The organism is Halorientalis brevis (genome assembly GCF_023077655.1).
Genome location: NZ_JALLGV010000002.1, coordinates 146,560 through 171,263, shown reverse-complemented (window position 1 = coordinate 171,263; position 24,704 = coordinate 146,560). Strand labels below are relative to the sequence as shown.

The window sequence follows — 24,704 nt, the reverse complement described above, 5'->3', positions numbered from 1 at the left end:
CCCCGCCCGAGTACTAATCAGAAAACTAATCGGTACGGAGTATGAGGGGTTGGGTATGGACGGTCCCCTGTCCACCGCCCCTCCCCGACGAGCATCGCTCTTGAGCCACTGCCAGTCTACTCGCAGAGCGGAGGTGGTCTGACCGTGGCGACGATCGACATCACCGGCCTCACGAAGACGTTCGGCGACTTCCACGCCGTCGAGGATCTGGACCTCTCGGTGCAGGAAGGCGAGATTTTCGGCTTCCTCGGCCCGAACGGCGCCGGGAAGTCGACGACGATCAACATGCTCCTGGATTTCATCCGGCCGACGAGCGGGCACATCGAGGTGCTCGGCGTCGACGCCCAGGAGAATCCCGCCGCAGTGCGCCGGCGCGTCGGCGTCCTGCCCGAAGGCTTCGGGTTCGAGGACCCGCTGCTCGGCCGGGAGTACCTCGACTGGGCCATCGAGTCGAAAAACGCCGACGACGATCCCGACGAGTTGCTCGAACTGGTCGGGTTGGCCGGCGACGCCGACCGGATGGCCGCCGACTACTCGAAAGGGATGCAACAGCGCCTGGCGTTCGCGATGGCGCTCGTCGACGACCCCGACCTGCTGATCCTCGACGAACCCTCGACCGGGCTGGACCCGAACGGCATCCAGAACATGCGCGAGATCATTCGCGAGCAGGCCAGCGACGGCACGACCGTCTTCTTCTCCAGTCATCACCTCGCCGAAGTCGAAGCGGTGTGCGACCGCGTCGCCGTGATGAAAGGCGGCAGGCTCGAAGCGGTCGACACCATCGAGGGCCTCCGGGAGAACGCCGGCGGCCCCGCGACCATCACGCTCGACTGTGCGACGCCGCCGACCGAGCTGGGCGTCGCCGACCTCGACGGCGTCACCGACGTCACCGTCGAGGACCGGACGCTGACGGTCACCTGCACCGACCCGAGCGTGAAAGCCGACGTCGTCACGCACGTCGCAGCCCGGACGCAGGTGCGCGACGTCCTCTCTGAGTCGGTTTCCCTGGAATCGCTGTTCAACGACCTCACTGGCGGCGGTCGTGACGGCTCGACGGCAGGCAACGAGGAGGCGGCGACGGAGGTGGCGCGATGAGCGTCCTCACCGTCGCCAAACAGGACTTCAAGAGCGCTCGTCGGTCGCGGGCGCTCTGGACGGCCGCGACGCTGTTCACGCTGCTCGCCGCGTTGATCGCCTTCGGCACGCAGGGGTACCGGCTCCCGCCTGCAGAACAGGTCCAGAACCTGTTCAGGACGCTCGGGATGGTCCTGGGGATTCTGTTGCCGATCATCGCCCTGGTCGCCAGCTACATGTCGATCGCCGGTCAGCGCGAGAGCGGCGGGATCAAGTTCCTGCTGGGGTTCCCGAACACGCGCCGCGACGTCTTCCTCGGGAAGTTGCTCAGTCGACTCGCCCTCGTCAGCAGCGGCCTGGTGCTGGTGTTCGTGGCGGCCACGTCCGTCGCGGTCACCAGACACGGGACGCTCCCGATCGGGACCGTGCTCGGCTTGTTCGCCGTGTCGCTGCTGTACGGCGCGGTGTTCGTCTGCGTCGCCGTCGCGCTCTCGGCGGCGATCGGGTCGCGGAGTCGAGCCATCGGCGCGGCCGTCGGCTCGTACTTCGTGCTGGTCGTACTGTACGTGGTACCGACGATCCGGATCGGCACGCTGGTCCAGTGGGTCCACCACACGATGCTTGGGATGGAGACGAACCCCGACCTCTACAACGCCGTCACCTACACCAGTCCGTACATCGCCTTCCGGAAGGCGCAGAACCTCGTGTTTCCCGAGGCGTTCCAGCGCCAGGTGTTCATGCGGGCCAGCGAGGACACAGCCACCGATCTCCCGGTGTACCTCTCCGACGAGTTCGCGCTGCTGGTCTTCGCCGCCTGGCTGGTGGTCCCGCTCGTCGTCGGCTACCTGCGATTCGACCGTACCGATCTCGAATAACCCGCCCACTCCACTCCAACCATGATCCAACACATCTCGGTTTCCCGCGTGCTGGTCGCCATCGGTATCGTCCTGCTCATCGCTCCCGCGCTGGCCCCGGTCCAGGCCATGCACTTCCACAACACGGGCGCCGGAACGACCGCAAACGGCACGGAGCTCGAAGAACACGGCGTCAGAGTCGTCGCCTACGAGAACCTCTCGGAGCGCGGTCAGGAACTGTACGTCAGGGCACTCAGAAACCACGGCCAGTACGCCGTCCCGCTCGGTCAGGGTGCACCCGACGATTTCCATTACGTGACGAACCAGGACTCGGACGATGACGCTGGCCCCAGCGAACGACGGCCCGGCACGATCGCCATCGAACGACCGCCGGACGCCGACCTGCCGCCGGCCGACGAACCCAGCTACCACGCCGAGGAAGCCCGTGAGCGGGCAGAACGCGCCCAGGAGCGCGCCGAACGCAAACAGGCCGAAGCGACGCCCGCAGACGGCACCGCCACGGCCGGTAACGAGACCGCGACGCCGGCCACCGAACCGACGCCCTCCAGCGAGGAACGGCAGGAACAACTGGCGGAACAGCGACGAGAGATCGAGCGCTACGACCTGATGGAGACGCGGACCGGCCCGCCGCCGCTGACCGCCTCGTCGAACCTCGTGCGACTCCTCTCGGTCGTCGTGGGCGTCCTCGCGATCGGCGTCGGCGGCTATCTCACCTCGCGACCGTAGGAGTCGGTACCCTTTCCTCGGCGGCCGCCCGGGCTTCGAGTATGAGCGACGAGGACATCAGCATCGACGAGAAGCGCGTCTACGCCGCGAAATCGGGCGTGACAGAGCTGTACGTCGCGACCGGCCTCGGGCTGGCGGTCGTCTCGGTGTCGGACGACATCGTCGGCGAGTTCTCGCTGGTCCGGCGCTGTACGGCCACCGACGTCGCCACCGACGCCGACCGCCTGGTCGTCGCCACCGACGAGGACGTACTCGTCGCGGACCGGACGGACCAGACGTTCCGGGAGACCGGCTTCGGCCCGGCGAGTGCCGTCGCACTGACCGACGGCGCACTCCTGGCCGGCGACGACGACGGCCGCGTCGCCCGCTACGACGACGGCGAGTGGACGGAGCTGGGGACGGTCGGCGAGGTCCGCGCGATCGACGGCGACCTGGTCGCGGCCAGCGACGGCGCGTTCCGGCTCGACGACGACGGACTCAGTCACGTCGGCCTAGACGACGTGCGCGACGTGACGACGAGCGGGACGCCGGTAGCCGCGACCGGCGACGGCCTGTACTATCTGGGTCCCGGCTGGGCGAAGGCGCGGGACGGCGACTTCACGACCGTCGACCGCGACGAGTCGCAGGCACACGCCGCGACCGTGGACGCACTCTACGAACAGGTCGACGGCGAGTGGACCGAGCGGGAGGTTCCGCGAGACGGGCCAGTCGTCGCACTGGCGCACGGACCCGGCACTTACGCGCTCACCGAGAACGGAACGGTGCTGGTGGACGTGGGCGACGGCTGGCGCGATCGGGCGCTGGGACTGCGCGACGTCGCAGGGCTGGCCGTCGCGCCCTGAGGGGCCAGCGCGCGGTGTCTCGCGGGAGCTACGTACCGCGGAGCGAAGAAAAAGTGGTTTTACCCCGGGTGTAGACGGCTCAGATATGATTGTCAGTGGGTCCACGTCACAGTCGCTGGCGGCGGCGCTCGCCGAGGCGACCGGCGAGCCGCTTGCGCACGTCGAGTTCGAGCGGTTCCCCGACGGCGAACTGATGGGGAAAGTACCGGACTTCTCGGCCGACCGGGCCGTCGTCGTCGCGTCGACCGACTCCAGCGACGCACACGTCGAGCTGCTCCAGCTTCAGGACGCCGTCCGCGAGGCCGGCGCCGAGGAGGTCGTCACCGTCCTGCCGTACATGGGCTACGCCCGCCAGGACGCCGCCTTCGAGCCAGGTGAACCGGTGTCGGTCCGTGCGATGGCCCGCGCCATCAGCACCGGCACGGATCGGGTCCTCACCGTGAACCCCCACGAGCCGGACGTGACCGAGCACTTCACCGTCCCGGCCGAGACCGTCGACGCCGCCGGGCGACTGGCCGATCCGCTCCCTGCGGACCTGACCGATCCCGTCTTCTGCTCGCCCGACGAGGGCGCGATCGACATCGCTGCCACCGTCCGGGACGCCTACGGAAGCGGCGAGACGGACTACTTCGAGAAGACGCGGCTGTCGGGCAGCGAGGTCGAGATCGAACCCAGCGACACGGACGTGGCGGGCCGGGACGTCGTTCTGACCGACGACATCATCGCCACCGGCTCGACGATGAGCGAGTCCGTCGCCGTCCTCGACGAGCGCGGTGCTGCCCGCGTGTTCGTCACCTGCGTTCACCCCATGCTGGCGGCCAACGCGCACACGAAACTCGCCCGGGCCGGCGTCGAGACCATCTACGGCACCGACACCATCGAACGACCCGTCAGCGCGGTGAGCGTCGCCCCCGTCGTCGCCGACGCGCTCTGACCACCGCGAGAGCGCAGCATCGTTATAAGACGATCGGGCGCGTTAGTCGTTCCCATGGACATGGATCCCGCGGGAATCGCGGGCCGGACGATTCCGGAGTCACCGCGTCGTGAGTTGCTGCTCGCGTTCGCCGCGTTCCTGTTGGTGTACGGCCAGCCGTCGGTCGTGTGTGCGCGGGTGTTGCTGTCGGTGACGCTGCCGTCACTTGCGGTCATCGTCGTCGGGTCGATGCTGCTGGCCGCACCGACGGCCCGGACGTTCGTCCGCCAGGGCGGTTCGATCAGCCGCCTGGCCGATTTCGTCATCGTCGCGGCGCTGGTCCAGATCGTCGTCACCCTGCTCGGGCTACTGGTGGTTGCAGCAGCCAACGGCGATGACCTGACCGCTCTCGCCCGAGCGACGATCGTTCTCTCGTCCTATCCGATCGCGTACTACGTGGTCTACCGGGCGGGGGGCGTGTCGCCCTTGCCCGTCAGCTTCCGCAGCTAGCGATCGTTCGCGACCGCGGCGTCGCAGTGGCGTGGTCACCACTGGGCGACGATCTGATCGGCGACGCCGACGTCACGCTTGTAGTAGTCGCCGTGGGCGTCGACCTGGTCCGTCACGTCGAAGTCGGTGTAGTTGTCCGGCTCCGGTCCGTCACAGCCCTTCTCGCCGACGGCGTCCTCCCACTCGCGCGTCTCGTAGACGTACTCCAGAATCGGGTCGCCGTCGTCGTGGAAGTTGTCGAACTGCTCGGCGGCGTACTCGATGTGGTCGCCGTACTCGCTGTCGAACCAGCCGGCGTCGAGCGACACGGCGTCCTCGGCGACGGCACCTCCCAGCAGCGTCGCCGAGGTGACGGCGTCGGCGGCACCAAAGTCGGTCTCCAGTGACTCCATCGCGAAGATCGTCACGCGCGCCCCGAGCGAGTGTGCGACCAGCCGGACGTCGGTCCCGACGTTCGCGTTCCAGTCCGTGACGAAGTTGGCCAGTTTCGGCCCGTTCTTCTCGGCGATGTCCTTCGCGTCGGCCCAGCCGAGATCGAGGCTGTCGCCCTGGTCGGAGTCCCAGGAGAACGCCGCGGTGTCGCCCCCGTAGCCGTTCGCTTCGAGCGCCAGCTGACACTCGTAGGCGCCGTCGAGCGCGTCGTCCTCGCTGTTCATCCAGCCGTGAACGAACAACGTCAGCGGCTCGTCGCCGATTCCGGCGAAGTCACCGGCTTTCTGATAGGAGAACGCCGTCTCCCCGTCGGCGAGATTCGCGTCGTCGTCGAAGTGGTCTCGCGTGGTCACCCGCGGATAGTCGCTCGGTGCGTCCGCGTTCGCGGTCGACGAACCCGCAGCCGCAGTGCCGCTGGCGGACACGACCCCCATCGTGCCCACCACGGCGACCGACGCCCCCCGCAAGAACCGCCGTCTGCTGAGCGAATCCGCAGTTTCCCGTCCAATTCCCCCAACCGATGTGTGACTGTCTCGCGTCACAGGATACCGTGTAACAAGCAACCAAATGTAATTTTTCGCTAGCTATATATAATAAAAGTATGTTATGTTTTCTGGGCGTTGGATCATCTCGAGTCATGGCAGCAGCCGGGACCGCGGAGGACGCGAGTCCTCCTGGCCGAAGGCCAGCGGCTGCAAACCGCGCGGCCGCTGTTAGAACTCCGAGACCACCTGCGGGATGCAGCCGTCACCCGGTTCGTAGTAGGAGCCGTGGTCGGGGACCACGTCCGTCACGTCGTGGTCCTCGTAGTTGGCCGGTGCGTCCGCCTCGTCCTGGATGCCGTATCGGCCGACGGCGCTGTTGAACTCACCGAGCGAGTAGGCCCAGGCGAGGACGTCGTCGTCGGTTTTGTAGTAGTTGTCGAACTGCCCGGCCACGTCCCTGATGTCCGTGCCGTATTCGTCGTCCAGTTCGACGTCTTCGTCGTCGATCGCACCGCCGAGCAGGGTGGCGGACCGCACGGCGTCGTGACGTCCCCACTCGTTTAACGTCTCCAGCGCGCTGCCGACGACGCGAGCCCCCAGCGAGTGGCCGATGAGCCTGACCGGACGGTCGGTGTCGGTGATCCAGTTCGCCAGTTTCGGCCCGTTGTTCCGGGCGATCTCCTTGGCCTCGTACCAGCCCTGGTCGATGCCGCCGCCCTTGTCCGAATCCCACGAGAATCCGACGTTGAAAGCGTCGTATCCGTTCTGGTCGAGGGCGAGTTCGCACGTGTACGCCGAGTCGATGTCGTCGTCGTTGCCGTCGTCGGCGTTCCAGCCGTGGACGAACACGCAGATCTCGGTGGCGTCGTCGTACTTGTCCCAGTCGCCGACGGTATCGTAGTCGGTCGCGGTGTGTCCGTCCGTCAGATACGGGTCGCCGTACCAGTTGATCGCATAATGGTCCCGCGTACTGATGAGCGGATAGTCGTGTGGCGCCTCGTAGTCACCGTCGCTCCCGCCGGCCGCGGCAGTACCCGTCGCGGCACCGAACCCGACGAGTGTAGTCCCCACCGTGGCGGCACCCCTGAGGAAGCCGCGACGACCGGTCGCGCTCTGATCGTTGTCTGTGCTCCCAGCCCGTGATTCGTGTGAGCGATTCACGTCCTTGCAAGCAACAGGGTAGCTATTGTAATTTTTCGCTAGCTATATATTTTTAATTTTTATACTATAGGTTGAAACTAGCGGCGTGTTTATAAATAGGCCCGAATATGAGGTGACTTAAATGAGTACAGGACGCGAGAGTGACGATTCAGCAACTAGTCAAACCCCGTTCACTGAACGCGGAGCGGAGCCACGCAACCTCGAGCGGTAATTATTCCTTCGAAGGCACGAATGGCACCTACAGCCTGCACCTCGAAAAACGGACCCTCGCTTCGCTCGGGTCCGAACAGCGATCTAGTCCGACGCTTCAGCAGCAGCCAACGGTTCGACCGCGATCGTCAGCGCCACGTCCTCGACCGCCCACTCTTTCCGGTGGCCGTCTTCGACGCCACCGAACTCGTCGGCGCGGACTTCCTCGGCGATGAGGGCCTCGTGTTCGCGGACGAGGTCGGCGATCCGGTCGTCGTCGATGTCGAACTCGACCTGGATGCGCTCCTCGATGTCCAGGTCGAGGTCCTTGCGCATCTCCTGAACGCGGCGGATGACCTCGCGAGCGTAGCCCTCGCTCTCGATGTCCTCGGTGAGTTCGGTGTCGACGTAGACGACGCCCGAGCCGTCCAGCGCCTCGAAGCCCGAGCCGCTGATGTCGTCGGGCGTGTGGCGAACGAACTCGACCATCTCCTCCGTGAGGTCGACGTCACGGCCGAGTTCGTCTTCGACGGCCGCTTCGAGCGCGTCGAGGGACTGCTCGGTGACCCGAGCCTCGTTCAGCGCGTTCATCACGCGGCCGGCCTCGTCGCCGAACTCCGGCCCGAGCAGGCTCATGTCCGCCTCGGCGGAGAAGGTGATCTCGCCCCAGTCCTCGTCGGGATCGACGACCTCGACGTCGCGGGCGTTCAGTCGCTCGGCGAGGATATCGGTCTGGCTCTCCAGCGAGGCAGTGAGGTCCTCGCCGGTCGTCACGTCGACGATGACCTGCGTGACCGGCCAGCGAAGGCTCCGTTCGGCCTGCTGGCGGGCGTTCGAGCCGGCTTCCTCTGCAGCGCGGACCGCTTCGACGTCGGCTTCGAGAGCCTCGTCGTGCCAGAACTCGTCGCGGTCGGGCCAGTCGCGCATGTGCACCGTGTCGAAGCCGGCGTCGCCGGTGAGATTCTGATAGATCTCCTCGGCGACGAAGGGCGAGAACGGCGCGAACAGCGTCACGACCTGTTCGAGGACGTGATACAGCGTGGCGTACGCCGCTTCCTTCGAGCTGCTGTCGTCTTCCTCCCACAGCCGGTCGCGGACGGTCTGGACGTAGAACCGCGAGACGTCCTCGACGACGAGCTCGAGCAGCGCGTCCAGCGCTTTGTGCTGCTCGAAGTCCTCCATGTGTTCGGTCATCTCCTCGGTCACGCTCTGGAGGCGCGAGAGCACCCACTCGTCGACGAGTTCCGTCTCCGCGTCTTCGACGTCGACCGCGTCGGGATCGAACTCGTCCATCCGCATGTACGGCAGCGGGAACCGGAACACGTTCCAGAGGATGTTGAGCCGGCGCTTCATCTCGGCCATCTCGTCCCAGGAGAACTTCATGTCGTCCCCCTGCGGGTTGACCGACAGCAGGAAGAGTCGCATCGGGTCCCGGCCGTGACGGTCGATGGCCTCGCCGGGTTCGACGATGTTGCCCAGCGACTTGGACATCTTCCGGCCGTCCTCGTCGAGTGCCCAGCCGTGCATCAGCACTTGGTCGTATGGCACCTCGCCCATCGCGGCGGTGCCCATGCCGAGTTGCGACCAGAACCAGCCGCGGGTCTGGTCGTGGGCTTCCATGATGAGGTCGGCGGGCCACAGTTCCTCGAAGGTCTCCTCGTCGCTGGGGAAGCCGATGGTGCCCCACGTGGCGACCGAGGAGTCCAGCCACACGTCGAACACGTCGCCGACGCGGGTGTACGTGGTGCCGTCCTCGGTGATCGTCAGGTCGTCGACGGTCCCCTTGTGGATGTCCACCGTCTCGGGGTCGACGTCCTGATCGACGCGCTCTGCGAGTTCCTCGCGAGTACCGACGACGATGGCCTCCTGCATCTCTCCGCTCCAGTCCTCGGGCGTCCAGATCGGGATCGGGATGCCCCAGTAGCGCTGGCGCGAGACGTTCCAGTCCGGCGAGTCCTCGACGAACGACGTGAAGCGGTTGTCCCGAGCTTCCTGCGGGTACCACTCGCTGTCCTGGATGTTGTCGAGCAGTTCCTCTTTGATGTCCGTGACCGTGATGAACCACTGGTCGGTGACGATCTGGATGATGCCCGTGTCACACCGCCAGCAGTGGCCGTAGTCGTGGTGGACGGTACCCCGGGCGAGGAGGTGTCCCTCGGCGTCGAGGTCGTCCATGATGCGCTCGTCGGCGTCCTTGACGAACTCGCCGGCGTACTTGCCCGCGGCGTCCTCGTAGGTACCGTCGGGACCGACCGGACAGAAGACGTCCAGGCCGAGTTCGCGGCCGCGTTGGAAGTCGACTTCACCGTGCCCGGGAGCGCTGTGGACCAGGCCCGTCCGGTCGGCTTCGACGTAGTCGGCGGTGTAGACCTGCAATGCGCCGTCGAAGTCGGGTGCGTCGGGTACTTCCTCGCGGAGCGGGTGGTCGTACTCCCAGCCGACCATCTCCTCGCCCGAGACTTCCTCGACGATCTCGTAGTCGTCGTAGCCGCCCTGTTCCAGGGCGTCCTCGACGCACTCCTCGTGGAGGTAGAGGACCTCCTCGTCGTCACCCTGCTCGGCGCGGACGGCCTGGTAGGTCGCCTCGCCGTCGACGGCGACGAAGGTGTTGGCCGGGATCGTCCAGGGAGTAGTGGTCCAGATGACGAGCGAGCCGTCGCGGTCGCTGAGGGGGAACTTCACGTAGATAGACGGGTCCTGGACGTGGTCGTACTCGACCTCGTTGTTGGCGATCGCCGTCTCACACCGGGGACACTGGGAGATAGATCGCTGCCCCTGCTCGACGAGGCCCCGCTCGTGAGCCTGCTGGAACCCCCACCAGGCGGCCTCCATGTACTCGGGGTCGACCGTCTTGTAGGGATCGTCCCAGTCCATCCAGACGCCGAAGGACTTGAAGTCGTCCTGGAGTCCCTCCAGTTGCTCCTCGGCGAACTCCTTGCACTCTTCGATGAAGGCGTCCTCGCCGAACTCCTCGATGTCCTTCTTGTTCTCGAAGCCCAGCCGTTCCTCGACTTTCGTCTCGATGGGGAGCCCGTGCATGTCGTAGCCGGGGCGGTCGGTGACGTCGTAGCCCTGCATGCGGAGAAAGCGGATGTAGACGTCTTTGAGCGTCTTGTTCCAGGTCGTCCCCATGTGCGCCGACCCGGAGGTGTACGGCGGGCCGTCGACGAAGAAGTACGTCTCCCCGTCGGCCCTGTGGTCTTTGGTCTGCTCGTAGGCGTCGACCGCGTCCCAGTAGTCGAAGATCTCCTCCTCGACCGAATGAGGGTCGTACTGGTCGTCCACCGGATCGAACCTGCTCATGTGTCCTCCAATTGGGGCCGGGACTAAAGGCAAATCGGTCCGACAACGGCGTCAGTACTGCGACGCGACGGCAATCCGAACATATCCCACGAACACCCGTCGGACTGTGCAGGCGCGCCGTCGAAACGCGGCCGTCACGGGACGGTCCGAGACGAGCAGCGGTGAAAACCGAGCACGGAAAAGAATCGGGAGATCGACGTATTGGAGGTCCCAGATTTGCAGATCAATCCATTCCTGCGCCAGGCTCCTCGGAATCGTCGAGTTCGCCACCGTCTTCGCCGATGCCGTCCGATCCGACGGTCCCTTCCTCGTCTTCCTCGTCTTCGTCGTCTTCGACGATGCCGCCTGCGTCGCCAGCCTCGCCAGATCCGCTCGATCCACCGGCTCCGCTAGTTTCGTCCGCTTCCTCCGATTCGTCGGCTCCACCGGCTTCCTCGGCCCCACCGGCTTCGCCGGATTCATCCGAGTCGCCAGCCCCAGCCGAGTCGCTGGAGGCGCCCGAGCCGACGTCGAGTCGCGGGAGACCGCCCCCGAAGGACAGGATGATCGCGATGATGATCACGATCACCACGATGAGCGGGTCGCTCCTGTGCCTGTCGTTCCCAGCGGTCGACAGCTCGTTCTCGGCCACGTCAGAGACCGACCGCGAGCCGTTCGTCCGCGCGTCGATCTCCTTGTACACGGACCTGTCGGTCGATTCGACCTGCTCAGAGAGGGGGTCGGGCAGCGCGTTTACCTCCTCGGGCGTGTCGCCGTTCGCGAGCGTCGCGATCGCGCTTTCGACCTCGGGTTCGAGCAGGTTGTGGAGGTCGATGGAGTCGACGCTGGTTCCGGCGATGGCGTCGCCCACGACGTTCATCCGGACGCCCGAAGCGGTCACCAGTTCGATCGCGGACCCACCGTTCGAGACCTCGAGGGTCACTTCCCGGGCCGAGATCGCCTCGTCGGTGACCGCCAACCCGTTCACGTCGAACAGGTCGAGCAGCGTAAAGGAGAGGCGCTGTCCGGATCCGGTGTTTCCGTTGTCGTCTCCGCCGCCGTCGTCTCGTTCGTCCTCGTCATCCTCACCGGGGCCGTCGTTCCATTCTCCCTCGTCGTCGTCCTTGTTCTCCTCACCCTCGTCGTCGACGCCGGCTGCGACGCCGGAGATGCCGCCGACGGCAGCAGCGCCGCCGAGGGCGCGAAGGAGCGTCCGTCGGGTGTTTTCCAGTGGCAGGTCGTCGAGCGTACCGCCGTCCGTAGACTCCGTTGATTTCTCAGTCATAGTTTTCGTGATTGCACGTCCGATCAGTCTCGGTCGCTGCCGACCGGGTCAGCACTGGCATGCAGTGGGATGCAGTCCGTCCACCCGTTTGGTTATCTGGCTCCGGAATCTCGCCACTAGGACAGCTTACTCGGGTAATGGGTCGGTGAGCGCGTAGAATAGCGTGGATGAACCGACAGCCGTGCCGCAAGTGACCGGAACAGAACGCGCCCGTAGCCGACGCCGGAGTGAACAATCGTCGCTTATGCCGCGTGAGCAACTGAACCAGACGCTGGATGCAGTGTTCGACCATCCGGAACGGCTCGCGAAAGCAACCGTTCGCAGCTGGACGGTCCGCGGTTCGGCCGGCGGCGAACCGCTCAAACCCCCCGGGCACGAACGAGCGACCGATGCCCCCGTTTCCCGACCCCGACAGCCAGCACGTCCTCGCCGACGACTGTCAGCGCTGTCCCGCGCTCGTCGACGCCCGGGAGTGCATCGCCTGGGGAAACGGTCCGCTCGACGCCGACCTGGTCGTCGTCGGTGAAGCCCCCGCGGCAGGCGACCCCGACGCGACCCGGTGGCAGGGCGGCAACTGGACGGGGATGGCCTACACTTCGCGTCACTCCGGGCGACGCGTCCGCGAGTTGCTCGCCGACGCAGGCTACGGGCTGGAACGCTGTTACTTCACGAACGCGGTGAAGTGTTTCCCCGCCGAGAACCCCGACGCGGACGCGCCGACGAACCGGGCGCCGACGCCCGGCGAACGGGACCACTGCCGATCGTACCTCCGAGCGGAGATCGAGACTGTCGACCCGGACGCCGTCGTCACGACCGGCAAGCACGCGACACGGTCAGTGCTCGCGTTCACGGGCAGCGACGTCGACGGGTTCCTTGATCTGGTACTGGAGCCGATCGACTGCCCGCCGCTCGAGACGACCGTGCTGCCGCTCCTCCACCCGAGTTACCAGGCGGTCTGGCTCGGCAGACTCGGATACGACCGCGACGAGTATGTCAAGGAGATAGGCAGAGTCACCAGAAACGTCTGAATTAAGGACTCTATTATGGTTTTAACCGCTTCCTAAAACCATCAGATAACATTCATTCGTCGCGGTGCTTATCACCGTTGATGGGATAACTGTGGTACCATGTCGAGAGAGTCTGGGGACCAGGGGGAGGGTCGGTCCGTTAGTCACCGACAAACAGGGGACGCAGTGGACGACGGCTGGTGTTCCGGGCTCGCGAACGCGATCCGGGACGGCGTGTATCGACTCGACGGTGACCGGCACGTCACCGCGGTCAACGACGCGCTCGTCGAGGTGACGGGATATTCCCGGCGAGAACTGCTCGGTGAGCACGTTTCCGTGCTGTTCGAACCCGATGCGTTCGCTCGGGCCGAGTTGGCGATCAGGCGGCTGCTGAGCGGAGACGACCGGGGCGTCGAGGCGATCGACGTGCAGGTCACGACCGCAACCGACGACGCGGTACCCTGTACCCTCCGGGTCGGGACGGCTGATAGCGAGGACGGGGGCGCCACGATCGGCGTGCTCCGTCCGAACCAGCCCACCGCACCCACTGGCTCTGATTTCAAGTCCTCGTCTCCCCGGGAAGCGAGCGTGGGTTCGTTCGAGGAGAGTCTCTCCAGGGCGCTCAGACGCATCTGTCGGGAGACGCGATGGGTCTACGGCGACGCGTGGATGCCGACGGCGTCCGGGGAACTGGCGCTCGTTTCGAGCGCCGACGTCCGGGACGCGGACGCGGAGTTCGCTGCAGCGTCGAGCGCCACGACGTTCGAGCCGGGAGAGGGACTCGTGGGACGGGTGTACGAGAGCGGCGAGGCGGAGTGGATCCGGGACGTGACGGACGCGGACGCGCAGTTCCACAGAGCGGCCGCCGCTCGTGAGAGCGGGCTCACGACGGCGCTCGGCGTCCCCGTCGTCGCCGACGCGGGCGTCATCGCCGTGCTGACGTTCCTGTTGCCAGCGCACGAGGCCGTCGACGAGCAGATGATCGACCTCCTCACGACGATGGTCGATCAGCTCGGGGAGGTGCTCCAGGAGTTACACGCGGGGTACACGCGGTGGCAACACGACGAGCAGTTCCAGCAGATGGTCGACGCCATCGAGGACTACGCGATCTTCATGCTCGACCCCGCCGGACGGGTCGTCACCTGGAACGAGGGCGCAAAGCGACTCAAAGGCTACGAGCGAGACCAGGTCGTCGGCGAGCACATCGCGACGTTCTACACCGAGGAGGACCGGGAGGCCGGCCGTCCGGACCAGAACCTCGCCGACGCAGCCAGCGAGGGGCGCCTCGAGACCGAGGGGTGGCGCGTCCGGAGCGACGGGTCGCGCTTCTGGGCGAAAGTCACCATCACCGCCGTCCGCGACGACGACGGCACGCTCCAGGGGTACACGAAGGTCACGCGAGACATGACCGAGCGCCGCGAGTACGAACAACAGCTCCAGCACGAGCGCGACACCCTGGAGTCGGAGATGACGGACGTGTTCGAGCGCGTGACGGACGCCTTCTTCGGACTCGACGACGACTGGCAGTTCACCTACGTCAACGCGCAGGCAGAGCAGTTGCTCGACGCGTCGAAATCGGAGCTACTCGGAGCGACCATCTGGGACGTGTTCCCCGAAACCGTCGGCTCGACGTTTCAGGAACAGTTCGAGCGCGCGATGGTGGCCCAGGAGCCGGTGAGCTTCGAGCAGTACCTGGCCCCGCTCGACACCTGGTTCGCGATAAACGCGTATCCCTCGGAGAGCGGGCTGTCGGTGTACTTCCGGGACGTCACCGACCGCAAGGAGCGGGCAACCGAAGTGCGTCAGCAACGCAACCGCGCGCAGACGATCCTCGAACTCGCAGGGTCGGTGATGGTCATCATCGACCCGGACGGCACGGTGTCCTACGTCAATCAGCGCGGGTGCGAACTGCTGGGCTACGAGAAGGACGAACTGCTCGGCGCGGACTGGTTCGAGACCTGCATCCCAGCGCGTCACAGAGACGACGTTCGGGACGTCTTCGAGAACGTACTCGCCGGTTCGGACGAGGCCGACACCCGCGTCGGAACGGTCGTCACCGCCGACGGGAACGAGCGGCTCATCAAGTGGAACAACACCGTCCTGAGAGCCGACGGGGACGCGAGCGTCCTGAGCGCCGGGACGGACATCACCGAGCGGATCCACCGCGAGGAGCGCCTCCAGCGCTACAGCGACTACCTGAACCAGTTCTATCACACCTCGACGCGGGCCGACGTCGACTTCGAGGAGAAGGTCGAGCGACTGCTCGCCTCCGGGCGCGAGTTCCTCGATTTCGACGTCGGAATCCTCTCGGAGATCGACGGCGACGACTACCACGTACGGCATGTGAGCGACGAAACCGGAAATATCGGCGTCGGCGACACCTACTCGCTCGCCGACACGTACTGCGAAGTGACCCTCCAGCAGACCCAGCCCCTCGGGTTCGCGTCCGCCTCCGACGCGGACCTGACCAGCCATCCTTGCTATCGGGAGTTCGAGCTGGAGTCGTACCTCGGCGTGCCGGTCCACGTCAACGGCGAGTTGTACGGGACGCTGAGTTTCGCCAGTCCGGACCCGCGTGACCGGGAGATCACCGAACTCGACCGGACGGTCATGACGTTGCTCTCGCAGTGGATCGGCTACGAACTCGGTCGAAAACAGCGCGAGCGCGAACTCGAAGAGTACGAGCAGGTGATGGAGACGATCGACGACGGCGTCTACGTGATCGACGAAGCGAGCGAGTTCGTCTTCGTCAACGAGGCGTACGCGGAGATGACCGGGTACACCCGGGCGGAACTCATCGGTGCCCCGGCCGCGAGGGTCGTCGGCCAGGAGACCGCCGACCGGGTCGAGGACGCCTACGAGACGGTACGGACCAGCGACCAGGAGACGCTCACCGTCGAGGGACCCATGCAGCGGGCCGACGGGACCGAGTTCATGGCAGAGGGGACGCTCTCCGTCATGGAACTCGACGACGGCCGGGTCGGTCGCGTCGGCGTCGTCCGCGACATCACCGAACGCAAGGAGTTCGAAGAGACGGTCCAGGCGCTCCACAGCACGACGCGCGACCTCTACGAGGCGACCAGTGACGAGGCGGTGAGCGAGCGGATCGTCGACGCGGCGACGGAAGTGCTCGACCTCTCCGGGGTCGCCGTGTATCTCTACGACAGAGAGCGCGACGAGCTGTATCCCGCCGCCGTGTCGAGCGAGGCGGCGTTCATGCGCGGCCAGTCGTTGCCGCGCGTACCCCCAGACGAGTCCAGCCTCACCGGACACGTCTACGCCAGCGGGGAGTCGGTCCGCCTGGCTGACGTGCGGAACTCACCGCACCTCAATGCCGACGAGACGGACATGCGTGCCGGGGTCTTCGTCCCGCTGGGCGATCACGGCATCGCGATCGTCGGCTCGCGCGAAGTCGACGCGTTCGACACCGAAACCGAGCAACTGGTGGAGCTGCTGGCCACGAACGCCGAGAGCGCGCTCGACCGCCTCGACCGCGAGCGTGAACTCAAAGAGTCACAGCGGCGGCTCCGGACGCTGGTCGACAACTTCCCGAACGGCGGCGTCACGCTGTTCGACGAGGAACTGCGCTATCTCGTTCTCGGCGGCGAAATGCCGACCGACGTCGGCAGGACAGCGTCGGAACTCGAAGGCAGGCTGATGGACGAGGTGCTGCCGGAATCGCTCTCCGAGGAGCTGCGGCCGCTGTTCGAGACCGCGTTGGACGGCGAAGCGAGCACCGTGGAGCTCGAAGTCGGTGACCAGATCCGGAAGCTCCACACGGTCCCCGTCAGAGACGACGACGGCGCCGTCATCGCCGGGCTGGCGATGTCCCAGGACGTCACGGAACTGCGCCAGCGCGAATCGGAACTGCAGGGACGCGTCCGCCAGCAGCAGGTCGTCACTCAGCTCGGCCAGCGCGCACTCGCGGCGGACGACCTCGACGACCTGTTCGACGAGGCGGTCGAGTTCGTCGCCGAGACCCTCGACAACGACTACTGCAAGGTCCTCGAACTGGAACCGGACAGTGACCGCCTGCTGCTCCGCTCTGGGGTCGGCTGGCGTGACGGGCTCGTCGGGTCGGCACGCGTCCCGACCGACCGCCAGTCCCAGGCCGGCTACACGCTCGCCTCCGAGGAGCCCGTGGTCGTCCCCGACATGGACGCCGAGACCCGCTTTTCCGGCCCGGAGCTACTCACCAGCCACGACGTGGCGAGCGGCATCAGCGTCGTCATCGGCCCGCCGGAGGAGCCGTGGGGGGTGCTCGGCATCCACGACACGGAGAAGCGAGCGATCAGCGACCAGGACGTCAACTTCGTCCAGTCGGTCGCGAACATCCTCACGACGGCCATCGACCGCATCGAACACGAACAACAGATCGAGCGCCAGCGCGAGCGCCTGGCCGCGCTCAACAACCTCAACGGCATCATCAGGGACATCATCAGCGTCCTTATCCAGCAGTCCACGCGCGAGGACATCGAGGAGTTGGTCTGTGAGCGGCTGGCCGACTCGGACTCCTACGCGTTCGCGTGGACTGGCGACGTCGACACCAACACCGACGAAGTGGTCGTCCGAGCCGAGGCCGGCGTCGAGGGCTATCTCGAGGACATCACGATCACCGTCGACGACAGCTCGGACAGCCAGGGCCCGACGGGTCGGGCGATCAAAGCCGGCGAGGTCCAGGTCTGTCAAGACGTGACGGAGGACCCGGCGTACGAACAGTGGCGCGACCGGGCGCTCGAACACGGCTATCGCTCGTCGGTGGCCATCCCCATCATCTACGAGAACACCACCTACGGGGTGTTGAACGTCTACGCGAAACGGCCGTACGCCTTCAGCGGTGAAGAGCGCGCCGTCGTCGAGCAACTCGGCGAGGTAATGGGCCACGCTATCAACGCCATCGAGCGAAAGCGGCTGTTGATGAGCGACGAAGTCGTCGAGGTGGAGTTCCGAATCCGCGACATGTTCGAGGAACTCGGCCTCGAAGGGACCCCCGAAGGGAAGTTCTCCATCGCACAGACCATCCCCACCAGCCGAGGGTATCTCGCCTACGGAACCGCCAGCGCAGACGGCGCCGAGACGCTGAAGCGACTCGTCGAACAGCTGTCAGCCTGGGCGGACGTGTCGTTCATCAGTGAGGAAGCCGAGGGCACCCGCCGATTCGAGCTGAAGCTCGCGGAGCCACCGGCGCTGAGCATCATCACCGCCCACGGTGGCCACATCCCGTCTGCGACGTTCGCCGACGGCGACTACCGGATGACGGCCGAACTCCCGCCGAACGCACCCGTTCGCGAGGTCGTCGAGACGGTCAAAAACGCGTACCCGGCCACGGAACTGCTCGCCCAGCGCCGGACGGCCGCCGACAGGGAAATCGTCAGCCGACACCAGTTCGACCTCGCCGACCTCCTGACCGAGCGGCAGTTCGCCGCCCTGGAGGCCGCCTACTTCGCGGGCTTTTTCGAGTGGCCCCGCGAGAGCACCGGCGAGGACGTGGCCGACGCGCTCGACATCTCAGCGCCCACGTTCCACCAGCACCTGCGGGGCGCCGAACGACGCCTCCTGAACACGATCATCGAGGGAGACACCACCGCGTAGCGCCCCGTCCAGCGTTTCAGGCAGTCGATCCTAACCGTTTAGGGAATCCCCTTTTGCCACCATAGCGGGTCCGTTTGCGGTAGATGAGAACAGCGGAAACTCCCCCGGCAGCAACTGTGCTCAGGCAGTACGAGCCGCTCTCGTCGGCCCAGTCACGGCGCCTGGTCCGTCTCCTCGCCGCCCAGTCAGCGCCCCTCTCACCGGCGGCCCTGGCTGTGGTTCGTGCCGTCGAGGACCACGCCGGAGCGCCGGCCGCGGTCAGCGAACGAGCGATACGGCAGCACCGAATCGACCTCGTGCACGGCGAGCTCCCCCGGCTCGCGGCCAGCGACCTGATCGAATACGACGGCGACACTGCAACCGCGACTGACGAAGGGATCGCGGCGGTCAGAACCGTCGAAGACGCCATCCCACCGGACGTCGACGGGGACGCACTCCTGTCAGTAATGAACTCCGACCGACGGCGCACCGTCGCGTCGGTCCTCGCGCGCACGCCCCACGAACGCGTGACGCTGACCGGCCTCGCCGTCGCCGTGGCGACCGTCGAGCAAGACGCTGACCTCACGCGGATCGATCAGTCGACGCTGGAAGAAGTCCAGACGACGCTCCACCACGTCCACCTCCCGAAACTGGACGAGGCCAGATTCGTCGAGTACGACGCCGAGACGCGGACGATCGCCGACGAGGGAATCGAGCGCATCGGCTCGGCGTGGCTCACCGAAACCGAACCGCTCAGCTCGGTGGCGAGTGACGGCGGCCACGACGCCTCAGCAGCGGCCGACGAGAACGTCTGGAGCATCGACGCCCACGAGGACGTCGTCGAGCGGATGCGGGCACTGGCCGACCACGCGGACGACGAACTCGTCGTCGTCCTCGCGGCGGAGGGGCTGTTGACGCCCGGCTGTCTCATCCACCTGCGAGTGGCGACAGAGCGCGGCGTCGACGTCGCCATCGGGACACCGCACGCGGCCGTGCGCGACCGGATCGACGCAGCGGTCCCCGAGGCAACAGTCTGGAACCCACAGCAGCAGTGGCACCTCCCGTCGCTCGGCGGGGAAGGCCGACTGAGTCGGCTGGTCGTCGCCGACACCCGGGCGGCCATGCTGGCGACGATCGATCGGAACCGGGTGGCGTCCGAAACGGCCGTCACTGGCGACGGACGAGACAACGGCCTGGTGACGGCAGTCCGCAAACTGGTCGACTCGCGACTCGACGCCGGCGGCAACCGGCAGCCCGACCATCAGTCACCGGCGTCGCCGTAACCGCGCCGGGAGCGTTAACTCGCCAGCCCGACAACTGGTCAGTACATGGTGTCGGTCGTCGACCTGTTTCAGCAGGTCGCAGGAACGGATCCGGTCGTCCAGGGGCTGGTCGGTGGCATCGTCATCGCAGCGCTCAACCTGTTCGGTGCGTCGCTCGTCCTCGTCTGGCGCGACCCCTCGGAGCGCGCGCTCGACGGCGCGCTGGGCTTCGCCGCCGGCGTGATGCTCGCGGCGGCGTTCACGAGCCTCATCATCCCCGGCATCGAGCAGTACTCGGGCGGCGATCCGATCCCGGTACTTGTCGGGGTCGTCCTCGGCGTCCTCTTTCTCGACCGCGCAGACGTGGTGGTGCCACACGCCCACTACCTGCTGACCGGATCCAAGCGAACGGACGCCGCGAACCCCAGCGAATCGGTTCCGCTCGAAAGCGAGCGGGTCACGCCGGTCGTCCTGTTCATCCTCGCGATCACGCTCCACAACATGCCCGAAGGGCTCGCCGTGGGGGTCGGCTTCGGCTCGGGCAACGTCGAAACGGCCATCCCGCTGATGCTCGCCATCGGCATCCAGAACATCCCCGAGGGACTGGCCGTCTCCGTGGCGGCCATCAACGCGGGGCTCGACCGGAAGTTCTACGCGATGTTCGCGGGCCTGCGCTCGGGGATCGTCGAGATTCCGCTGGCGCTGTTCGGCGCGCTGGCCGTCCAGGTCGCCCGCCCACTGTTGCCCTACGCGATGGGGTTCGCCGCCGGCGCGATGCTGTTCGTCATCTCAGACGAGATCGTCCCCGAGACCCACACCAGGGGCCACGAGCGCATCGCGACGCTGGGCACCATGGCCGGCGTCGTCGTCATGCTGTATCTCGACGTGAGTCTCGGGTAGTCGCGACCCCGTACACCGTTTTTCTCGACGCACGAAACGCGAAACCAGCCTGAATCTTCTTGGTAACGGGACCCATTGAAACGGCAAATGGGAACGCGCAGTGGCTGGCTGAAACTCGGCGGGGCAGTGCTCGGCGTGGTCGTGCTGGTGGCAGTCGTCGGCGTCGGCGTCGCGGTGACGACCTTCGAGCGACCGACGGTCGAAGGGTCGGAGTACGCCTGGGGCGAGGTGACCGACGCGACGACCGAAATCGACACCACGGTCGTCGTGAACAACCCCAACCCGGTCGGACTGCCGGGCATCGTCGACGTCTCGTACACCGCGACGCTGAACGACGTGACCCTCGCGACGGGACAGCGATCCGGCGTCGGGTTCGGCACCGGGACGAACACCATCGACCTCACCGCGGAGATGCGAAACGAGCGCATCGCCGCCTGGTGGGTCAGCCACGTCAACGGCGGCGAGGAATCGACGCTGAGGATCGACGCGACCGTCGCTGCCCCCGGGTTCTCCAAGCAGATCCCCGCCAAGGAAGAGCGCATCGAGACCGACATTCTCGGCGGATTCACCCAGCAGGGCGAGCGCACGGTCACGGTCCAGAACGACACGTTCCTCCGCGTCAGCGACCAGTCGGCCGCGTGGGGCGAGGCCACCGCGGAGCGGACGCCGATCACCTTCGCGTCCACGATCGAGAACGCCCACGACTACCCAGTCACGCTCGACGGCGTCGAGTACGTCGTCACGATGAACGGCGTCGAACTCGGCCGCGACCGGAAGACGACGGGCGTCGCCATCGAACCCGGGCAGCGGGACGACCTCGACGTGACGGTCGCGCTCGACACCCCGAAGATGGCGGACTGGTGGGCCGAACACGTCAGGGACGACGAGACGAGCGACCTCACCGTCGCGATGTACGGCATCGTCGAGCAGAACGGCGAGCAGAAACGGATTCCCATCCGCCTGTTCGACGAGACGCTCCGGCTCGAAACCGACATGCTCGGCGGGAGCGGTACGAACGTCACGAACGTCGGCAGCCCACGCGCCCCGGCGGTCGCGTGGCCCGAGGTCACCGAGACGAGCCGCGAGTGGGGCACCGTCACCGACGCCACGACCGAGATCGAGTCGACGTCGACCATCGACGCCCCCGACAACGACATGACCGACGTGCTGACGCTCGCGTTCAGCCAGGAGACGACCATCAACGACGTGACTGTCGCCAGCGGCTCCCAGCGGGTTTCTGCCCTCTCGGCCGGCGCGAACCAGGTCGAACTGACGGCCGAGATGGACAACGGCGAGGTCCCGACCTGGTGGGCGCGCCACCTCAACCGCGGCGAGCGATCGACGGTGCGGACGACGCCGACCGCGCTCGCCGACGTCGGCTTCACGAAGTTCGACGTGACCATGAACGACCGGGAGAGCACCGTCGAGACCGACCTGCTGGCGGGCATGAACGGCGACCGCAACGAGAAAGTCACCATCAGCGGGCAGGACGCGCTGACCGTCCGCAGCGTCCAGTCCGAGTGGGGCGAGGCGACCGCCCAGACCGCACCGATCGACGTCGAAGCGACCGTCGAGAACGACCTCCCGACGCGCGTCGAGGTCAGCAAAGTCGAGTACACGGTGTCGCTGAACGACGTGGTGCTGGCCGACAAGACGACCCGGAACGTGGACGCGATCGGAGCGGAGTCCACCGGCACCGTCTCGCTGACGATGGCGCTCGACAACCAGCAGATGGACGAGTGGTGGGTCACGCACGTCCGGAACGACGAACAGTCGTCGCTGGACGTCTCGGTCGTCGTGACCGTCGACTCACGGGCCGGCAGCGCGACCCAGGAACTCGACTCGCTGGGCCAGTCGACGACCATCGAGACGGACGTGCTCGATTCGAACGGGAACTGACGGCGCATCCCTCTCTCCGGCGGTTCCGGCCGGTCGTCGAGTCGCGGCCGGCACGTCCGGCGTCCGTCTGACCCGTCGCTCGGTGGCGCCGATCAGGGGGTGGTTTCCGTGGTTTTCGACCCCGTGTCCGACCCGAGCGTGGCGGAGCTCTTGCCCTCGGAGGACTCCCAGACCACGCGGATCTCGTAGTCCGCAGACACCGCGGCCGTGAGCTGGTCGCCGGAGACGACCGCCGTCTCGCCGTTTTTCGTCCCGGTCGCGGTGGCGGCGCCGGCGTCGGTTGCCGCCTGCCACGTCGTGTCAGCGCTCGTGACCGCCGAAGCGGAGGACGCAGTTCCGGTGCTCGAACTGGAGCCACCGAAGCCGCTGCCGCGGACGGACAGTTCCGCGGCCTGGATCGCGTCACCGCCGTCGTGCGTGATCGTCAGCGTCCCCGATCCACCGGTTCCGTCGGGCGTGTACGAGAACGCGAACTGCGCGATCGGCGTCACGATGCCGCCCGATTCGTCGGTGCCGTCGTCGGTCTCCGCTCCGTCACCGCTCGCGTCCCCGTCGTCGTCCCCGCTTTCGGTCGTCTCCCCGCCGTCAGCAGTGCCTTCCTCGGTCGCGGTCGTCTCGCCGCCGTCCTCTGGGTCGCCGGCGGTCTCGGTTGCGTCGTCTCGGTCGGTCGTACTGCGGTCGCGCTCGGCGGCTTCCTCGTCGTCGTCATCGTCGCCCCCGTCCGCGGGCGATGGCCCGCCGTCGCCAGAACTGTCGTCGTTCGCGGCTGTCTTCGCGTCGTCGGTGCCATCGTTCTGTCCGCAGCCGGCGAGACCGACCACGCCGGCCGTGCTGACTGTCAAGAGATACCGCCGTCGCGTCATCCCATCGTCCATAACACGCCACACGTCCACCAGCCGCCGTCAAAACCAGTCGCCTCGTTACCAGTTTGTTTGCGTACCAGTCCACCGGCCACCCGGAGCGGGCCGCTGTGGCCGAAAAACGAAGCGATCGAGGCGCAGTAGACGCGTATTATGTTCCGGGACTGACGTGTGAGCGTTCGCAAACGGAAGATTTCGGTCGCGGAAGCGGGTCCGTTCCGAGCGCACTGATCGTCGGCCCGACGTCCAGCAGTCGGCGGTCTCGCCGCGGATTACATCCGTTCGATTATCGTCGCGATGCCCTGACCGAAGCCGATGCACATCGTCGAGAGCGCGTAGTCCTGTCCGGTGCGCTGGAGTTCGTGAGCGAGTTTCGTCAGGAGCATCGAGCCGGTGGCGCCCAGCGGGTGGCCGTGAGCGATCGCGCCGCCGTTGACGTTGGTGTCCTCCCAGGACGCGCCGGTCTCTTCGAGCCAGGCGGCGACGACCGCGGCGAACGCCTCGTTGACCTCGAAGAGGTCGATGTCGCTGACGTCCATGTCGGCTTTGTCGAGGACCTGCTCGGTGGCCGGGATGGGGCCTTTGAGCATCGTGAGGGGGTCGACGCCGACGACCTCCGTCTGGACGATGCGGGCCATCGGGTCCCAGCCGTGTTCCGCGGCGGCTTCCTCGCTGGCGACGAGCACGGCCGAGGAGCCGTCGACGATCCCCGAGGAGTTGCCGGCGTGCTGGACGCCGTTGCCCTCCTCGCGGAAGGACAGCGGGAGGTTCGACAGCGTCTCCACGTCGGTGTCGGGCCGCGGGTGTTCGTCCTGCTCGACGGTGACCGTCTCGCCGTCGAGTTCCGTCTCGACCGGGACGATCTGGTCGTCGTAGTGACCGGCTTCCCAGGCCTCACCCCAGCGCTGCTGGGAATCGACGGCGATCTCGTCGAGTTCCTCGCGGGTAAAGCCGTACTCCTCGGCGATGCGCTCTGCACCCTCGCCCTGGGTGGTCACCTCGTCGAAGTGCTCGAAGTAGGTGTCCGTGACGCTGTTACCGTCCGAGCCCATCGGCACGCGGGTCATGTGCTCGACGCCGCCGCCGATGAGCACGTCGTGCTGGCCCGCCATGACCATGCTGGCAGCGAAGTTGATCGCCTGCTGGCCGGAGCCGCACATCCGGTTCAGCTGGACGCCGGGCACGTCGTCGCCCCACCCGGCCACCATCGGTGCGAGCCGGGCGATGTTGAGTCCCTGCTCGTCGATCGGCGTCACACAGCCGTAGATGACGTCTTCGATCGTGTTCGGCGCGTCGAAGCCGTTGCGGTCTTCCAGCGCTTTGAGGGGTTCAGCCGCCAGGTCCTGCGGGTGCGTGTCCCGGAACGAGCCGTTCTGCTTGCCGAACGGAGTCCGTACCGCGTCGACGATCACTGCGTTACGCATGGTTGTG

The 24,704-nt window shown here is 66.6% G+C and carries 17 protein-coding genes; 11 read left to right on the top strand and 6 right to left on the bottom strand.

Annotated features, from left to right (window positions below):
* The first annotated feature begins 144 nt into the window (after positions 1–144).
* From MU553_RS05390 to MU553_RS05365, 6 genes are all read left to right on the top strand, one after another.
* The gene (locus MU553_RS05390; protein ID WP_247376524.1) at positions 145–1,095 is read left to right on the top strand and encodes an ABC transporter ATP-binding protein; all 951 of its coding nucleotides are present in this window, start codon (positions 145–147) and stop codon (positions 1,093–1,095) included.
* The gene (locus MU553_RS05385) at positions 1,092–1,949 is read left to right on the top strand and encodes an ABC transporter permease (protein WP_247376522.1); all 858 of its coding nucleotides are present in this window, start codon (positions 1,092–1,094) and stop codon (positions 1,947–1,949) included. Before MU553_RS05390 ends, MU553_RS05385 begins: the two co-directional genes overlap by 4 nt.
* A gap of 21 nt (positions 1,950–1,970) precedes the next feature.
* On the top strand, positions 1,971–2,675 hold the full coding sequence (locus MU553_RS05380) for a hypothetical protein (protein WP_247376520.1): 705 nt from the start codon (positions 1,971–1,973) through the stop codon (positions 2,673–2,675).
* A gap of 41 nt (positions 2,676–2,716) precedes the next feature.
* Positions 2,717–3,517 carry an HVO_0234 family beta-propeller protein gene (locus tag MU553_RS05375; RefSeq protein ID WP_247376519.1) on the top strand — a complete coding sequence of 267 codons (801 nt, stop codon included), beginning with the start codon at positions 2,717–2,719 and terminating at the stop codon, positions 3,515–3,517.
* Positions 3,518–3,602: 85 nt separating this feature from the next.
* Positions 3,603–4,451, top strand: a complete 849-nt coding sequence (locus tag MU553_RS05370) for a ribose-phosphate diphosphokinase (protein WP_247376517.1) — start codon at positions 3,603–3,605, stop codon at positions 4,449–4,451.
* A gap of 54 nt (positions 4,452–4,505) precedes the next feature.
* Positions 4,506–4,940, top strand: a complete 435-nt coding sequence (locus MU553_RS05365) for a hypothetical protein (protein ID WP_247376516.1) — start codon at positions 4,506–4,508, stop codon at positions 4,938–4,940.
* Positions 4,941–4,975: 35 nt separating this feature from the next.
* Here the strand turns inward: MU553_RS05365 and MU553_RS05360 are convergent, their stop codons facing one another.
* From MU553_RS05360 to MU553_RS05345, 4 genes are all read right to left on the bottom strand, one after another.
* The gene (locus tag MU553_RS05360) at positions 4,976–5,806 is read right to left on the bottom strand and encodes a DUF726 domain-containing protein (protein ID WP_247376514.1); all 831 of its coding nucleotides are present in this window, start codon (positions 5,804–5,806) and stop codon (positions 4,976–4,978) included.
* Positions 5,807–6,085: 279 nt separating this feature from the next.
* A complete protein-coding gene (locus MU553_RS05355; protein WP_247376512.1) occupies positions 6,086–7,018 on the bottom strand; it encodes a DUF726 domain-containing protein in 933 nt (310 codons plus the stop codon).
* Between the two features lie 294 nt (positions 7,019–7,312).
* The gene (gene ileS / locus MU553_RS05350) at positions 7,313–10,510 is read right to left on the bottom strand and encodes an isoleucine--tRNA ligase (RefSeq protein ID WP_247376510.1); all 3,198 of its coding nucleotides are present in this window, start codon (positions 10,508–10,510) and stop codon (positions 7,313–7,315) included.
* A gap of 223 nt (positions 10,511–10,733) precedes the next feature.
* Entirely contained in the window at positions 10,734–11,774 is a 1,041-nt protein-coding gene (locus MU553_RS05345) for a hypothetical protein (protein ID WP_247376508.1), read from the bottom strand.
* Positions 11,775–12,163: 389 nt separating this feature from the next.
* Between MU553_RS05345 and MU553_RS05340 the strand changes: the two genes are divergently transcribed.
* From MU553_RS05340 to MU553_RS05320, 5 genes are all read left to right on the top strand, one after another.
* On the top strand, positions 12,164–12,802 hold the full coding sequence (locus MU553_RS05340) for a uracil-DNA glycosylase (RefSeq protein WP_247376506.1): 639 nt from the start codon (positions 12,164–12,166) through the stop codon (positions 12,800–12,802).
* Between the two features lie 165 nt (positions 12,803–12,967).
* The gene (locus MU553_RS05335; RefSeq protein WP_247376504.1) at positions 12,968–18,373 is read left to right on the top strand and encodes a PAS domain S-box protein; all 5,406 of its coding nucleotides are present in this window, start codon (positions 12,968–12,970) and stop codon (positions 18,371–18,373) included.
* 83 nt (positions 18,374–18,456) lie between these two features.
* Entirely contained in the window at positions 18,457–19,635 is a 1,179-nt protein-coding gene (locus MU553_RS05330) for a DUF7344 domain-containing protein (RefSeq protein ID WP_247376502.1), read from the top strand.
* A 45-nt stretch (positions 19,636–19,680) separates the two neighbouring features.
* On the top strand, positions 19,681–20,514 hold the full coding sequence (locus MU553_RS05325; protein ID WP_247376501.1) for a ZIP family metal transporter: 834 nt from the start codon (positions 19,681–19,683) through the stop codon (positions 20,512–20,514).
* A gap of 87 nt (positions 20,515–20,601) precedes the next feature.
* Complete coding sequence (locus tag MU553_RS05320) at positions 20,602–22,413, top strand: LEA/WHy family protein (protein ID WP_247376500.1); 1,812 nt, start codon at positions 20,602–20,604, stop codon at positions 22,411–22,413.
* A 92-nt stretch (positions 22,414–22,505) separates the two neighbouring features.
* On the opposite strand, the gene MU553_RS05315 is transcribed toward MU553_RS05320, so the two are convergent.
* Both MU553_RS05315 and MU553_RS05310 read right to left on the bottom strand, forming a co-directional pair.
* Positions 22,506–23,288: a hypothetical protein gene (locus MU553_RS05315; RefSeq protein WP_247376499.1), complete on the bottom strand. Its 783-nt coding sequence runs from the start codon at positions 23,286–23,288 to the stop codon at positions 22,506–22,508.
* Positions 23,289–23,545: 257 nt separating this feature from the next.
* Positions 23,546–24,697 (bottom strand): thiolase family protein, encoded by a 1,152-nt coding sequence (locus tag MU553_RS05310; RefSeq protein ID WP_247376497.1) that lies wholly within the window; start codon positions 24,695–24,697, stop codon positions 23,546–23,548.
* Between the last annotated feature and the right edge of the window lie 7 nt (positions 24,698–24,704).

What these genes read in the sequence shown, in the direction of transcription:
- MU553_RS05380 (WP_247376520.1), top strand. Translation starts at nt 1,971, where the DNA reads ATGATCCAACACATCTCGGTTTCCCGCGTGCTGGTCGCCATCGGTATC.
- MU553_RS05360 (WP_247376514.1), bottom strand. Translation starts at nt 5,806, where the DNA reads ATGGGGGTCGTGTCCGCCAGCGGCACTGCGGCTGCGGGTTCGTCGACC.
- MU553_RS05320 (WP_247376500.1), top strand. Translation starts at nt 20,602, where the DNA reads ATGGGAACGCGCAGTGGCTGGCTGAAACTCGGCGGGGCAGTGCTCGGC.
- MU553_RS05310 (WP_247376497.1), bottom strand. Translation starts at nt 24,697, where the DNA reads ATGCGTAACGCAGTGATCGTCGACGCGGTACGGACTCCGTTCGGCAAG.
- MU553_RS05375 (WP_247376519.1), top strand. Translation starts at nt 2,717, where the DNA reads ATGAGCGACGAGGACATCAGCATCGACGAGAAGCGCGTCTACGCCGCG.
- MU553_RS05330 (WP_247376502.1), top strand. Translation starts at nt 18,457, where the DNA reads ATGAGAACAGCGGAAACTCCCCCGGCAGCAACTGTGCTCAGGCAGTAC.
- MU553_RS05340 (WP_247376506.1), top strand. Translation starts at nt 12,164, where the DNA reads ATGCCCCCGTTTCCCGACCCCGACAGCCAGCACGTCCTCGCCGACGAC.
- MU553_RS05370 (WP_247376517.1), top strand. Translation starts at nt 3,603, where the DNA reads ATGATTGTCAGTGGGTCCACGTCACAGTCGCTGGCGGCGGCGCTCGCC.
- MU553_RS05315 (WP_247376499.1), bottom strand. Translation starts at nt 23,288, where the DNA reads ATGGACGATGGGATGACGCGACGGCGGTATCTCTTGACAGTCAGCACG.
- ileS (WP_247376510.1), bottom strand. Translation starts at nt 10,510, where the DNA reads ATGAGCAGGTTCGATCCGGTGGACGACCAGTACGACCCTCATTCGGTC.
- MU553_RS05365 (WP_247376516.1), top strand. Translation starts at nt 4,506, where the DNA reads ATGGACATGGATCCCGCGGGAATCGCGGGCCGGACGATTCCGGAGTCA.
- MU553_RS05345 (WP_247376508.1), bottom strand. Translation starts at nt 11,774, where the DNA reads ATGACTGAGAAATCAACGGAGTCTACGGACGGCGGTACGCTCGACGAC.
- MU553_RS05385 (WP_247376522.1), top strand. Translation starts at nt 1,092, where the DNA reads ATGAGCGTCCTCACCGTCGCCAAACAGGACTTCAAGAGCGCTCGTCGG.
- MU553_RS05325 (WP_247376501.1), top strand. Translation starts at nt 19,681, where the DNA reads ATGGTGTCGGTCGTCGACCTGTTTCAGCAGGTCGCAGGAACGGATCCG.